Origin of the sequence: Pantoea sp. USHLN298, from assembly GCF_037149395.1 — a bacterium.
Lineage (GTDB): Bacteria > Pseudomonadota > Gammaproteobacteria > Enterobacterales > Enterobacteriaceae > Pantoea > Pantoea astica.
In genome coordinates, this window is the sequence record NZ_JBBCRO010000002.1 from 461,613 (window position 1) to 475,536 (window position 13,924).

At 47.1% G+C, this 13,924-nt stretch carries 16 protein-coding genes; 12 read left to right on the top strand and 4 right to left on the bottom strand.

Annotation, left to right across the window (positions count from 1 at the left end; all coding sequences use genetic code 11):
* The first annotated feature begins 118 nt into the window (after positions 1–118).
* The 3 genes from WFK59_RS06800 to WFK59_RS06810 all read left to right on the top strand — a co-directional run bounded on the left by WFK59_RS06800 (position 119) and on the right by WFK59_RS06810 (position 1,905).
* Complete coding sequence (locus tag WFK59_RS06800; protein WP_336755362.1) at positions 119–1,261, top strand: acyltransferase family protein; 1,143 nt, start codon at positions 119–121, stop codon at positions 1,259–1,261.
* Positions 1,262–1,405: 144 nt separating this feature from the next.
* Positions 1,406–1,666 (top strand): hypothetical protein, encoded by a 261-nt coding sequence (locus tag WFK59_RS06805; protein ID WP_233987952.1) that lies wholly within the window; start codon positions 1,406–1,408, stop codon positions 1,664–1,666.
* Positions 1,667–1,719: 53 nt separating this feature from the next.
* Positions 1,720–1,905, top strand: a complete 186-nt coding sequence (locus WFK59_RS06810; protein WP_336755363.1) for a hypothetical protein — start codon at positions 1,720–1,722, stop codon at positions 1,903–1,905.
* Positions 1,906–2,112: 207 nt separating this feature from the next.
* Here the strand turns inward: WFK59_RS06810 and adhP are convergent, their stop codons facing one another.
* The 4 genes from adhP to WFK59_RS06830 form a co-directional block, all read right to left on the bottom strand.
* Entirely contained in the window at positions 2,113–3,132 is a 1,020-nt protein-coding gene (gene adhP, locus WFK59_RS06815) for an alcohol dehydrogenase AdhP (RefSeq protein ID WP_233987950.1), read from the bottom strand.
* Between the two features lie 2,586 nt (positions 3,133–5,718).
* A complete protein-coding gene (locus tag WFK59_RS06820) occupies positions 5,719–7,110 on the bottom strand; it encodes an AlbA family DNA-binding domain-containing protein (protein WP_336755364.1) in 1,392 nt (463 codons plus the stop codon).
* Positions 7,111–7,230: 120 nt separating this feature from the next.
* Complete coding sequence (locus WFK59_RS06825; protein WP_336755367.1) at positions 7,231–7,710, bottom strand: OB-fold protein; 480 nt, start codon at positions 7,708–7,710, stop codon at positions 7,231–7,233.
* Positions 7,711–7,726: 16 nt separating this feature from the next.
* Positions 7,727–8,581, bottom strand: coding sequence for a phage repressor protein CI (locus tag WFK59_RS06830; protein WP_336755369.1), 855 nt, complete (start codon positions 8,579–8,581; stop codon positions 7,727–7,729).
* A gap of 116 nt (positions 8,582–8,697) precedes the next feature.
* On the opposite strand from WFK59_RS06830, the gene WFK59_RS06835 reads away from it, so the two are divergent.
* The 9 genes from WFK59_RS06835 to WFK59_RS06875 all read left to right on the top strand — a co-directional run bounded on the left by WFK59_RS06835 (position 8,698) and on the right by WFK59_RS06875 (position 13,829).
* On the top strand, positions 8,698–9,099 hold the full coding sequence (locus tag WFK59_RS06835; protein ID WP_013509427.1) for a hypothetical protein: 402 nt from the start codon (positions 8,698–8,700) through the stop codon (positions 9,097–9,099).
* A 31-nt stretch (positions 9,100–9,130) separates the two neighbouring features.
* The gene (locus tag WFK59_RS06840; RefSeq protein WP_336755539.1) at positions 9,131–9,640 is read left to right on the top strand and encodes a phage regulatory CII family protein; all 510 of its coding nucleotides are present in this window, start codon (positions 9,131–9,133) and stop codon (positions 9,638–9,640) included.
* A gap of 9 nt (positions 9,641–9,649) precedes the next feature.
* Positions 9,650–9,838: a phage filamentation protein Fil family protein gene (locus WFK59_RS06845; RefSeq protein ID WP_336755371.1), complete on the top strand. Its 189-nt coding sequence runs from the start codon at positions 9,650–9,652 to the stop codon at positions 9,836–9,838.
* Positions 9,802–10,143: a DUF5347 family protein gene (locus WFK59_RS06850; RefSeq protein WP_336755373.1), complete on the top strand. Its 342-nt coding sequence runs from the start codon at positions 9,802–9,804 to the stop codon at positions 10,141–10,143. The genes WFK59_RS06845 and WFK59_RS06850 overlap by 37 nt, the downstream gene beginning before the upstream one ends.
* 66 nt (positions 10,144–10,209) lie before the next feature.
* The gene (locus WFK59_RS06855) at positions 10,210–10,440 is read left to right on the top strand and encodes a DUF2732 family protein (RefSeq protein WP_336755374.1); all 231 of its coding nucleotides are present in this window, start codon (positions 10,210–10,212) and stop codon (positions 10,438–10,440) included.
* A complete protein-coding gene (locus WFK59_RS06860) occupies positions 10,440–10,667 on the top strand; it encodes a TraR/DksA family transcriptional regulator (RefSeq protein WP_336755375.1) in 228 nt (75 codons plus the stop codon). The genes WFK59_RS06855 and WFK59_RS06860 overlap by 1 nt, the downstream gene beginning before the upstream one ends.
* Positions 10,664–11,248, top strand: a complete 585-nt coding sequence (locus tag WFK59_RS06865) for a hypothetical protein (RefSeq protein WP_336755376.1) — start codon at positions 10,664–10,666, stop codon at positions 11,246–11,248. Before WFK59_RS06860 ends, WFK59_RS06865 begins: the two co-directional genes overlap by 4 nt.
* A gap of 66 nt (positions 11,249–11,314) precedes the next feature.
* Positions 11,315–13,543: a replication endonuclease gene (locus tag WFK59_RS06870; protein WP_336755540.1), complete on the top strand. Its 2,229-nt coding sequence runs from the start codon at positions 11,315–11,317 to the stop codon at positions 13,541–13,543.
* 109 nt (positions 13,544–13,652) lie between these two features.
* Positions 13,653–13,829 carry a hypothetical protein gene (locus WFK59_RS06875; RefSeq protein WP_336755377.1) on the top strand — a complete coding sequence of 59 codons (177 nt, stop codon included), beginning with the start codon at positions 13,653–13,655 and terminating at the stop codon, positions 13,827–13,829.
* Positions 13,830–13,924 lie beyond the last annotated feature (95 nt).

Sequence of the window (13,924 nt, forward strand, 5' to 3'; positions counted from 1 at the left end):
GTACTGCTAAAACGCGCTCAGAATTTTCCCACTTTGTTGTCGCCCCGTTTACTTAATCACAGCCTTGAGGCTAAGTGAGCGCCCAAAGACGGATAAAACGGAAACCGAGGAATTTTTCATGTCTGCAACACGAGGATGGTCAACGGAGCTGGAGGGGTTACGCGGTATCGCCTCTCTTTGGGTACTGGTCGGCCATATCAGTCTGCTGGTGCATTGTCATATCACGCTGATTTCGTCACCGGGGATTGGGGTCGATCTGTTTATTTTGCTTTCCGGTTATCTGATGGCGAAAAACTACGTTGAGCGCCAGCAAAAAGAGCCGTGGCAGCAAGCTGAAACCATTAAAAAATTCTGGATCCGTCGTTTTTTCCGTATCGCCCCGCTCTATTACCTGTTGCTAATTATCGCCCTGATTTACGGTCCGTGGTTCGGTGAGATGCGCGATACCATTGCCCATTTCTACTCAGGCACCGCGACCGAGTCATCCCGTTATACCGATCAGTCACTGACCAATATTCTCACTCATTTCAGCTTCCTGTTTGGCCTGTTGCCTGAATATGGCTTCAATACCGTGCTGCCGGACTGGAGCATTGGTCTGGAGATGCAGTTCTATCTGCTGTTCCCGTTCATCATGCTGGTGACGCTGCGATTCGGCTATGCGGCTTCACTGATTGGTATTATGGCGCTGTGCTGCGCCGGACGTTATCTGCTGGCGGATTACTACGAAGCCTTTGAGATGCCGTCGATGATCCTGATTAAGCTCAACATGTTCCTGTCGGGAATGCTGCTGGCCGAAGCGATTCGCCGTAAATCCCTGCTTTACGTGGCCTATGCGCTACTGGGCCCGGTCGCCAGCGTGGCGATTGGTCTGGAAGCGATTAAGCTGCAGGTGATTATGGAAGCGCTGATGATTGTCGGGATGACCGCGATTCTGTGGCAGTACCGCGAAAACAGCGTGATGGCACGACTGATTATGCTGCCGCGTAAGCTGCTCAATAACCGCCTGAGCACCTGGCTGGGCGACGTGTCGTTTTCGGTTTACCTGCTGCATCTGCTGATTGTGATTCCACTGATCGCTCTGCTGCTTAACCATACCGACATCGAATTTAAAAGCGATCTGGTGCGCTTTCTGATCGTCTGCGTGACCGCTATTCCGGTCACCTATGCGCTGGCGTCGCTGCTGTATAAATATGTCGAGAAGCCAGGTATCCAGATCGGCAAACGGGTGCTGAAACCTAAACTGGCCAACCAGCCTGGCTGATCTCAGCGTTGTGCCCCTCTCTGCATTAAGCCCCGTCAGCGGGGCTTTTTTAATGGTCAGCAAAAGCCTTTGCCACACCCACTGCGCCCTCACAGCCTTGCGCTACACTTTTCCGGTACCCATGAGATCAACAGAGGAGAGACAATGAGCGTTCAGCATCTGCTACTTTCCAGCGACGGTGGTCATCTGATTATCGAAGCTGATGAACTCGAAACGGAGCTGGTGATCCCGCCGCATCTGCGAACCGCAACCGGCGATGAGGCTGATGGTGATACCGGTCATCGGGTAACCGTGACGCGGCACTACTGTAAAGGCCGCTACTACGCTGTCGCACTTGATCGCCACGCGGCCAGCAATGAGATCGATGACGTGATTGACCTGCTCCATCCCGCCCCGATTGAGTAGCCAGCATCGCTGGTCACGTGGTAAATGATTTAAAACAGAGAAGGAAGCTGATTATGCAGAATAAGAAGTGGTTCGTTTCTTATGTGATAAAGCCGAAAGGCGAAGATCACGTTACCGCCCATGCTTTCATCGAAGGCCATGATGTCGAAGAGGCGCTGGAAGCCTATATGTTTGAGATTAAGAAGAACATGTCGCTGCAAACCGCAGAGATTACCCTGCTCTCGGTCAGCCTGGTGTAAGGCAGCCTGACGCATTAACCTCGCTACGGCGGGGTTTTTTCTTATCGTTCAGCAGATGCACCGACCTGCACTTCTGCTTTACTGGCAGAATCAGCCCACAGTTGAAGCCTACCTGGTACTCTCTTCCTTTGCTGGCATCCAGTTGTGGCGGTGCTGGGGCGTAAAAAAGCCCGCCTAGCGCGGGCTACAGATTCGAACGTTCCGCTATCAGGCTGACTGACCGGTAAAATCGATCACCATCCTGCCGCGAATGGTTCCCTGAAGCATCTCATCGAAGATGGTATTGATTTCGCCGATTTTCCGTTTGGTGACTTTAGGCACCACCTTCCCTTCTGCAGCAAACTGGAAAGCCTCAGCCAGATCGTTACGGGTTCCGACCAGCGAGCCCACTACCTGAATGCCGTCCAGCACCAGTCGCGGAATATTCAGGCTCATCTCTTCAGGCGGCAGCCCGACCGCGACAACCCGACCACCGGCACGGACCGCGTCAACAGCCGAGTTAAACGCCGCTTTAGCAACGGCGGTCACCACTGCCGCATGTGCGCCACCGGTTTTTTCCTGAATAACTGCAGCCGCATCCTGCGTAGCGGAGTTGACTACCAGATCGGCACCCATCTGTTTCGCCAGTTCAAGCTGACCTTCGCTGATATCCACGGCGATAACCTTGGCGTTGAAGACATTCTTCGCGTATTGCAGTGCGAGGTTGCCCAGCCCGCCGAGCCCGTAAATAGCAATCCATTGACCGGGTTTCACTTCTGACACCTTCACCGCTTTATAGGTGGTGACGCCAGCGCAGGTCACGCTGCTGGCCGCATAAGGGTCGAGCCCTTCCGGTACTTTGACCGAATAATCCGCTACCACGATACACTCTTCAGCCATGCCGCCATCAACGGTATAACCGGCATTGACCACGTCGCGGCAGAGCGTTTCGTTACCCGAGTTACAATATTCGCAGTGTCCGCAGCCCTTAAAGAACCACGCCACGCTGGCGCGATCGCCAGGCTTGAGCGAGGTAACATCGGGCGCCACTTCCTCCACGATACCGATACCTTCATGCCCCAGCGTTACGCCCGTTTTGTCGCCAAAGTCACCGTTCTTCACATGCAGATCGGTATGGCAAACTCCGCAGCACTCCATCCGCAGCCGTGCTTCGCCATTCTTCAGCGGGCGCAGAGTTTTTTCTACAACATCAACCTGGTGCTCACTGTTAGCAATTGCAGCTTTCATAAACATACCTCCCTTTGATTGAGCTGTAAGGATAAGCCAAACGCGAGTGATAACAAGTTTATTGGCGGGCTGAGGATGGCGATGTAATGGTTTTGTACTGACTATCCGGCTGAGTCTGTTTGTGGCCAGTCATGACGTTGCAGATGACGCCAACCCGATCAATCAGAATGATACGCAGGTCGGGCCATGTATGTGCCTTGTTGAGCGCGGCTTGCTTAGTGAGTATCAGCTGATCGAAGAGGTTATAAAGTACGGTGAAGAAACCGTTGGCATCACAGATGATTAAGTTATGAGTGTTGGCGATCCAATGCCGATCGTCACCTATTCAACAGGTGACAAACTGCTCTGAGTAGCGTTTGGCTGCATGCCGGACTCTGGTCTGTCCGCCTAATTTGATGCCGGGTTGGTATTGCTCTCGTTCCAGAAGAAAATGCAGTCAGGTGACATTTTAATAGGCTCTCCGATCACGATAACGCCTGGTACTAACAGGCCTGACCATTCAACGCCGCCAATAAATACTCCCCTCTCAATTTTTGCCAAATGGCAAAATCGACCAATGGTATATCTAGTGAGCAGATAACCGCGACCAGCTTAATGGCTCAGCATTATGAATAGTGAGACAAAAAGTAGTAAAAAGTCCACCAGGGTGGACTTTAAATTCAGCCCATCAGGATTTTATAATACATCGTATTAAAAAATCAGCGACCTTATTACTTATCGTCACAGCCCCGATAAGGCTAGTGAGGTATAATGCATATCTGGAAATATCTCTCGGTATGTCAAAATACGTCGAATCCCACAGGCAAACACCATGCAGAAAAGACACATTAAAAACGATGCACAGGGCCATTACCGCAAAATCTATAAGCCAGGTGATTTTTTTTGCATGCTTTTCTAATTGCATACGCCACCTATTCCACCAGAGCAGTTTCCGGCCCCTGATTGAGATGCCCCTCCCCCAGTACCATTGTTTGAGCTACCAATACATGCGCTATACCCGTTTGACAGGTCACCGATGAATGCTCCCCCTGGCTCCCCTTTTATACCGCCCAACGCGCCTGAGCCAATTGATATCACACAGTCATCGGTACCTGCATAAATGTCATCATTTCCATTACTGCCAGCGGTGCGATTGCCACCACTCTGTTGGCTTTGTCGGGCGCCGGCACCAGCATAGGCAGGACCACAGGCCCCCCTTGCACCAGCAACAAAGGTTGACTGCATAATGTTTAAAATTTCCATATTTTAAATCTCCCAAAGAAGTATCAAGCTTAAAGGAAGCAGCGCTGCAGGTTGTTTATACCATTTAAGCAAACCGACCTCAAAATCAAACCCTGCTTTAATAAAATCCAATAAAGCCTCTGATAGCAAAGGAAATTAAATAATTTACAGGAAAAAATAAACTTCAAATGGTGACAAAAAGACCATCTTTATCCTATTACTTCTAAAATAATGAGACCTGACGCACACCTGATGATTAGGCATTTAATTAACCGCTTTATGTAACAAATTTTTCAACGCGATATTTGGCAACAACTTTTTAATTGTTACTTAGGATAGATAGGGCACTCAATCATCAAAATGGGATAACACCAATTAAGGCCTGTCGACGTAACCTGGCTTTTCAAATTACTTATCAGATTGATCTCTGCTGAACAGGGGATTCGCCCTAGCAACAGGATGATAAAATTTCTTGTATCTGCCTTCATTTAACCGTGATGGAAACCACAACCTGCTGGCTACGGTATCCTGAAGTACGGCTATCTAGTGAGCAAAAAACTCGCTAATGGTTGGAATTCCGAGGATCAAGCTAACTTTCGGGGAGACCGTTCTGAACAAAGTTAAGGCGGCTTTTGCGTGCGCGTTGATCTTTTTTTTAAATTCGCCTTAAACTGAGTTAAGTTATCAGGGAGGATAGGTGTGACGAACCCTTTCTGACTATAAATTCCTGTCTGCATCACAACTCCACGCAAATAACCCTGACCTCCTGAGATAAGCAATTAATTGTATTAATAATGGATTACCATGACACCTGTGAATTGATCAATTCAATAATCTGTAAAGGATTTTAACCCGATTGTATGTCAGACCCGATAAAGCTCATTCTGATAAAATCATAATACCTGGCATTGATCCTGCCGTCTCGTAAGCATCTGCATGATCAGCCCTGATGATTTTTTTACTCCGAAAGTCTGGCTGAAGGGTTCGTTAAAACGCGGAACAATGCCGATATCGGGCTAATCATTAATCCCCTCATCTTTTCTGGAATCAGTTAACTGCCGGTGCGACCGTTGAAAGTGAATGTGACAAATTATTCGCTAAACACAGCAGGACATCAGCCAGAAATGATGACTGAAAAGTATCTCCATTCCGGAGAGGAAAATCTGCGATGGTCTGAAAGGACAATATCGGATAGGGAATCTTGTGGATCTGATTTTTATCTTGATATTTAAACAAAAAAAGACCGAATACTATATTATCACTTAATTTTCAACAACTTGAAATTAAAAGTGGCGATGTAATGGCGGCAAAGATTAAGAGTGAATGAGATTACTACTTTTTTTACCGCCGACAGCCCTCATTTGACTAGTAGTGTGGATTTGTTTCACACATAAATGAATAATTTTGAGTTAAAAGCTTTGCATAATGTTGGGCAAGAAATTCTGGGTCAGTGTTATCGTTCTCATCGAATCCCATAGTCGAGTATGTTGTTATTCCAATAGAAGCACATAGTGCTATAAAAATTGCGATGGCGTTGCTGACATCATGTTCAGTACCATTATCGTCAATGTCCGAAAATTTAAGAGGTGACCATTTTTGAAAGTCTGATAGTGGATATATAAAATCCGGATCTCTGAAAATTAATGGTACGACACCACTATTAAGTTCTTCATAAAACTTAGGAAAATTAAGCACAGCTAACGTTTTCTTAACGCCACAGACTCTAGCATTAATAAAAAGTTTATTCTTAGTACGAGTAAGCTGCCCTAAATGGAAAACCTTGGTAAGAATTTGAGAAATCATCCCAACGCAGTATGACATGTCAACAATAAAGAACTCGTTTGCTCCAGCATTACTTATAAGATACTTTTCTAATCTTATATAATCATTTAATTTCTCCGAAGCAATATTAAGTTCTTCATCATGCCACCTCATCGTTGCAAGAGGGATACTTATATGATGTAGTCTTCTTTTCACATCGTAATCCCATAAAACCCCCAATTCAATCGAGGTTGTATTCATACGTTGAGCAATAAAAGAGCTATCTAATGGATATGCACTATTAAATATGCTTGAAGATCCACGATGGAATTCTTCTAAAGCAAGTTTTTTAAATTGTCTGAAATTAACCACATCGTAGTCATTAGGGTTGCTCTCATCCTCACAAATAAAAATTTCAACACGAGGAACATTTTTTGGCAGAGCGTCTTGAAGCAATTCTATTCTCTTTTTTATCTTGTATCTGTGGCTCTCCCCCTCGCGCCACATCCTTTCTAATAATCCCAGATCATTAAGATGAATAGGACTTGATGAGTCGCCGGTCCGACTGTAAATCACGCCACTACTATGTAGATATGGGCCTGAGCTCCCCTTTGGAATTTTTACCCATACTAAAAATTCATCATTAGTGTCTGGAATTGCGATTATCTTAGCTTCATAAAAAGGGCTGGGGGTGATATGTGCTTGAACAGATTGCCTTATGTTTAATATTAACGATTCAGCTTTGGCCAAAGCCATTCCATTAAAGGATTTTGCTTTTCGTGTTTTCTGATCTTCAATTACTCCAAATATTAATATTCCTCCATATGCATTAGCAAAAGAACTAATGCTTTTTGCTACTTTTGAATTTTCTGGAGCTATTGATTTAAACTCAACAAACCAACCTTCTTCAAGCTCATATAATTCTTTTAAATCCTCGCTAGTTATGTAATCAAGTGTTCTCTCAAATAATGGGGCATTTTCGTATAAATTATTCATATTATTTCCTTTATAAAGAATCTTTACCAAAATAAATCTGATTTACTAAACACTTAGTTTTTTCATATGCTCAACAGGGCTGCGGGAAAAATCACCACAGCCACAATTAGGATATTTATTTTAATTGAAGACGCACTTGCGGCCAGAAGGTGATCCAACAACTCGTGACATGCGCTCACAGATGATCACAACTTGTTTTCCCTTCTTGAGACCCATTGCCGTAGCCTTCTCTGAATCCTTCATATCCATACGAGCTGGCATGAATTGGTTATCAGTTTTAAGACTGATAACAATCGAATCAGTGAAGTCTTTGTCGATTGATTGAACAATACCAGTAACCGCAATGAGCTTGCCCTTGAGCTGCTCATCAACAGCTACTTCATTTTCATCATAATCATTAAACAACTTTCGTGCTGTAGTTTGATAAACGGGTTTTTGCGGTGGAGTTGCTTCCGCTGGAGAGGCGTTAGCAGCTGATGTAGATTGACTAGTTTGTGTAGAACTTGTTGAAGTATTGCCATCTTCCTTTTTACCCGCGAAGTATCCAATCACCATCAACCCAACAAAAATATAAAATATCCACTTTAAGAATTTTTTCATCTTTATATCCTTATATCTAAATATTATTTTCTAACGTTTTTACCACTACTCCAATTGGAGTTACTTCATCAACATTGCATTCAAAGCTCGACGTCTTGCCAACAATGTTAATCTTGTTCCCCGGAACTCTGGTAACATCATAAACATCAAAGTTACCATCAATATTAATAACCCATCTTCCATTGCTAATATTTTTCTGGCTTAAGTCAATTATCCAAGATTTCGATGCTGACTCGATTAGAAATGGTTCTAGTATCTCTTTAGACAGAAATGAATTATCGAAATAATAGAATCCATTATCTGCGAGTTTACCTGCAGTCAATTTACCTTTTGCAATTTTTATAACTTGGGAAAAGTCAGACGCAGGATCAATGCTATTGAGCGATGGTTTATCTTTGCCCGTCGCCAGCCATTCTAACGACACTCCAGTATCAAGAGCACAAGTTACAACTACATCGCCAGGGAAATAATTACGACGTACCCACGTACTTACTGTGCCGGATGAAATGTTCAAATGCTCGCAGAGTTGTTTTTGCATTGTGAAGCCATATGCATCGAGGATGCGTCTCAGCACTGGCTTACCACCACTTGCCATAATCTCTTGGTAAAGAGCACTACCAGAGATTCTTTCACCCAAAATACTCGAACTTGCATTTGCAAGTTTACCAGAGACTAACCACTGCAAATCAACACCTGTGTCTAATGCACATTTGATGATTGCATTACCTGGCACGCTGTCTCGTTGTGTCCAACCACTGATGTTGTTTGCTGGAATATCCAGTGCTGCTGCTAAGTCTTTCTGAGTGTTGACGCCGTAAGATGACATCAATCTTTCGAGAATCTGAGCACTTCCGCCCTTCTCTTCAATCATAAAAAAACACCGATTAGTGATAAATAATCATTTACCAAATCGTTTTTACGATCTAAAGTGCATTCACACCACATGAAACACCGTAGAACAAAACGATTACGAGGAGATATTGCGTTATGCATACTGAAAATGCAAATAGTCAGAACGCATTTGACTTAGTGCAATCTCAAGATTTTATTGCCAATGTCGCTGCGATTTTAATGCCAGCGATCAGCGAAGCGGTAAACGATGCCGTAAACAAAGCCGTCACGCTCGCCACATCCCCAACAATGTCCAAGCAGGACTTTGCTACAGCCAACCGCATTAGCCTGTCTGTGCTGGAGAAATGGATTGCCAACGGGGTTGTGCTGCTCGCCCCTACCCCATCTTTCACCTATACGCAGAACCGCACCAATCGTAAGACAGGCGAAGTGGTAGAAACCACCATGACTAAACATGGCAATCCGCTTATCAATGTTGCTGCATGGCGTGAAAAGAATCGCCAGCAGGCAATCAAATGCCGCTACATCAAACCATAACTTGATTTTGCAAGTTAAGAAGGATCTGAGCATGTTTGATTTCAAGGTTTCTACCCATACCCATTACGACGATGCCTGTCGCAAATTCGCATTAGCTCACAACATGGAAGAAGTCGCTAAGCAGTCCGGCATGCGTGCGCAGACGTTGCGTAATAAGCTGAATCCAGACCAGCCACATCAGCTTACCGTCTTAGAGGTTTTAGCCCTTACCGATGTCACTGAGGATGCAACTTTGGTTGATGGCCTGCTGGCGCAAATCCAGTGCCTCCCCTGTGTGCCGGTAAACGAAGTCGCTGATGAGAATTTTCCCCTGTATGTCATGAAAGCTACTGCAGAAGTGGGCCAATTAGCAGCAGGCGCAACCTCTAAAGACCCTATGACAGCCAACTGTAAACGCGGCCTGCTGCAAAATGTTAATAGCGGTATTCGCTGCTTAACGCTGGCGGCAATGGCGGTACAGGCGCGTATTCAGGCTAACCCAGCATTGTCCTCAACTGTCGATGCTATCAGCGGCATCGGTGCATCATTTGGTATGAGTTGAGGGGGAATCATGATCTCATTGGCAGCAAAACTTACACGCCAAAGCCCATCCATGTCATACGGACATGGCTGGATAATGGGAGAAAACGGTAAGCGCTGGAATCCGGTAGCGCCGTCATCTTCAGAAGTAAAAGCACAGGCATTACCTAAGAGAGGCAAATCATGGCTATCGAAGGCGATTCCATGCTGGTCGAACTGACAGCCGGTCAACGCGTTGCCGCACTGAATCATGTTGCTCTGCTTCGGGCTCAACTGATGGGAGGAAATTGTGAAAAAGATTTAGCCCGTTTTATTGCTGACATGCGCAACGTGACCGACAGCAATTATCAGGATAACAAACGTGTGTTAAGCGCCATTTTTTTCCTGGCGCACATAGGTAAAGACCGGCACTCAGCCGATTTTACTGATCTCACTACTGATGAAAGAAACGCACTGATTCGCGCAATGAACCACCTGAAAGCCGTTGTGAGTTTGTTCCCCAAACGAATGACTATTTCGAACTAAATAACCCAAAGCAATTAATTGGCGTAAACCCGCCTGGATTCGCTTTGCCTGAATAAAGGAAATCACATGCTGAATAAATCATCTGGCACCAGTAAATCTGCTTCATATATTGAACTCGATATGATGCTGAATGATGCGCGTCGCGAGGAACGCCGCGGTCGTGCTGACCTCATGATATCCCGCCTTAACATCCTGGCCTCGAAAATTCGACGGGAAGAATTAACCTGGGTCGAAGCAGCCGAGCTGCTTAATCAGGAAGCGGAAAAAATCCAGGCACAGATTGAGGAGGCGCACTAATGGCTGACTCAATGGACATCGTACAGCAGCGCACTGACGAAATGCTGGCTCGCAACATTGCGTTAATCACTAATCGCCATGTCGGTGTATCTGCATTTTTCTGTGAAGACTGCAACGCTCCTATCCCAGAAAAACGTCGCCGCGCCATTTATGGAGTTACACGCTGCGTTAACTGCCAGGACATCGAAGAAAGATTCGGCAATTCACGCAAAGGCGGTGCGGCATGAGCAATTCTAAATCTCACGTTCAGCATAAATCGGATGCAGCCCATTACGGCATCCCGGTGTCATTTCGCTATCAACCGTTGCGATCCATGCAGGACTCACAGATCCGGCAACAAGTGAGCAAAGAAATTTCCCGAAGTGATCAGGGACTAAGAACAAGTCTGTCGGCATTGGCAGAAATCGCGGGTCGCCCGCGCAGAAAAACTCAACAGTCTTGCGAGTCGCTTGAAGCGAAATATGAATATCTGACTGTAGAGATTCCCAATCGTCCCACTCATCGAATTCGTGTCTACGGTTGCTCATTAGCTGTTGGCGCACGTTATTCAATGCGCGCTGAACTGAGCCTTTCCATTCTCCGTGAGGTAGCCACTCTGCTCCAAAACTCCATACGAAAAGACGAACAAGATCGTCTCGACTGGATTTTGAGCCAAGCCAGCGCTCTGGTCGGTAGTTTTGTGTCTGACTCAAAAACGCGTCGCAAGCAGCATACATGTCGTGCGCTGATAAAAGTCTTACAGCGCGTAGAGGCGCTCTCACGCCATCCAGAAAATGAATATTCTCGGCGTAATAAGGGCGTTGAATAGATGATTCCGGTTCCATTGGATGCCTCCCTTTTCAATATTAGCGACGAAACTAATACCATTTCTGATATGCCGCAAGCATACGCTTACCCGTGGAATGCTCCACGGGAAGCTATTGCCAGCCCATACCCTACCTATGAGGAAACGCACAGCCGCAGTCAGATGATTGCGGCTTTAGTGCGTGCGCAGGAACTACTCGAAAAGCAGCCGACTCTGATACAGCTCGACGTAAAACTCCGTGTCAGTGATCTGGAAAAAACGCAGGGAACAGCTCGCGCCAATGCGTACTTAACAAAAACATTTGTTGAGCGCACATTGCCACGCGCTGAAACCGTTAATACTCAATATCGCCTAGGTGATATGAGTCACGGCACGTTTAACATGCTGGCCAGAAACGTCACGAATGCGGCTGGCTCGGCCAGTGCAGGCGGTCAGCTGTGGGAGCTGATGCGCCGCTTCAACCGACTGCCTGACATGGCGCGCGCCGACGTTGATCTACTGGCCGGAGATGTGGCTAATTTCATTCTCGCCGAGCTGGTACAGGCACATGCGCAGGCCAGCGATGAGTCAGATTACAAATACACGCACCGCGTTTACATGACCGCCGCCACCATCACCCGTGAGCTGAGTCAGATGCCGCCATTATGGGATAAAGTCACGTCACGACTGTTCGACCCGGAGGAAGTTACCCCGGCGATCATGCGTATGCAGACGGAAAAATGGTGGAAAGGCCGACTTCGTCGCGTGGCTGCATCATGGCGTGAACATCTTCAAATTGCCCTGGCTAACGTCAGCAAGAAGCATACCCCCTACGCCAGCAGCATGACCGTTTCAGAGTGGCGCGAGCAGAAGCGACGCACCCGTGAATTTCTGAAGGGAATGGAGCTGGAAGACGAGGAAGGCAACCGCATCAGCCTGATCGAGAAATACGACGGCAGTGTGGCCAACCCGGCGATCCGCCGCTGCGAGCTGATGACCCGCATTAGGGGCTTCGAAAACATCTGCAATGAAATGGGCTTTATAGGCGAGTTCTACACGCTGACAGCCCCGTCACGCTATCACGCCACAATCAAAACCGGGCATCGTAACCGCAAATGGAACGGTGCCAGCCCGGCCGACACGCAGCGTTATCTCTGCAGTGTCTGGCAGAAAATCCGCGCCAAGCTGCACCGCGAAGAAATTCGCATCTTCGGGATCCGCGTTGCTGAGCCTCATCATGATGCAACACCGCACTGGCACATGCTCATGTTTATGCGCCCGGAACAGGCTGAACGTGTGCGCGAGATTATGCGCGACTACGCCTGGCAGGAAGACTGCAGCGAGCTGACAACCGACAAGGCCCGTAAGGCCCGCTTTCACGCCGAGGCTATCGACCCGGAGAAAGGCAGCGCGACGGGTTACGTTGCTAAATACATTTCAAAGAATATCGATGGCTATGCGCTGGACGGCGAGACGGACGACGAAAGCGGCAAAGACCTTAAGGAAACCGCCTCGGCCGTTTCCGCATGGGCGGCACGCTGGCATATCCGGCAATTCCAGTTTGTGGGCGGCGCGCCGGTCACGGTTTACCGCGAACTGCGCCGCATGGCTGACAGCGAAACCGCGCACGGCCTGAGCGTTGAGTTTGCCGCCGCGCATGACGCAGCTGATGCAGGAGACTGGGCCGGATACGTTAACGCGCAAGGAGGCCCGTTCGTGCGCCGCGACGAGCTGGCTGTGCGCACCTGGTATCAGGCAAGCGAAGACTTTAATGAATACGGTGAGGAAACCGTGCGCATCAAGGGCGTTTACGCAACTGAAGTTGGCGACGATACGCCAATTTTAACCCGTCTGATGCAATGGAAGATTGTCCCGAAACGTGCCGTTGATTTGGGTTTTGAATTTCAGGACGCGCCCGCGTCCTCTCGGAGTTCTGTCAATAACTGTACGGAGCCAAAAAGTTCTGAAGCTCCTATCGATTTCACAACCCCCCCTACTCGCGCCGAGCGCAGGAAGATTCTTAAACGATTAAGAGAAAAGTCACTGCTGCAACATTTGGAGCCGGACAAATATCATCCTGAACTGAGTAATGGCACAGAACGGGAGGCTTTGAAAAAGAGTTTCTTTGAGATCTCAAGGTTAACACTGTCCGACGGTGAAGCTGTGCGCATGATGAAAGGCCACATCATCAAGGTTGGCGAGCTTTCTTACTGGAGCGGGACAAGTGGTTACCTCTTTCATAGCCGCCGCAAAAATCCCAATCCATTAAAGCGCTTTAATGCACTCGCGAGAAAAAGAGGCATACATCTGCCTGATTAATAAAACGGCAGTCGGACTAATCTGAGCCGTACGATTCTTTACGATTTGAAGTCACCATGATACTGTTTATACATACAGTATATGTTGACTAGAAGGAGTTAATTATTTGATGAACATAGATAATATAAGTGAAACGGTTGCACGCATTCAGTTCATTGCCGACGTATCACTGATCGCACACTGCAAAGAAGATGAATTAAAAATGGCACTGTCGATGATCAGCGATATGGCTGGTACAATCGATACATCTGTTTTCGAAGCCGCAATATACTGCCAGGCAGAATGATTAAGACCTTCTTCCCTCCCCTTCACTAGCCACCATTTAGGTGGCTTTTTGCTGCTGCATAAAAGTGCATATGCTTGCATGAATTCGCATGATCC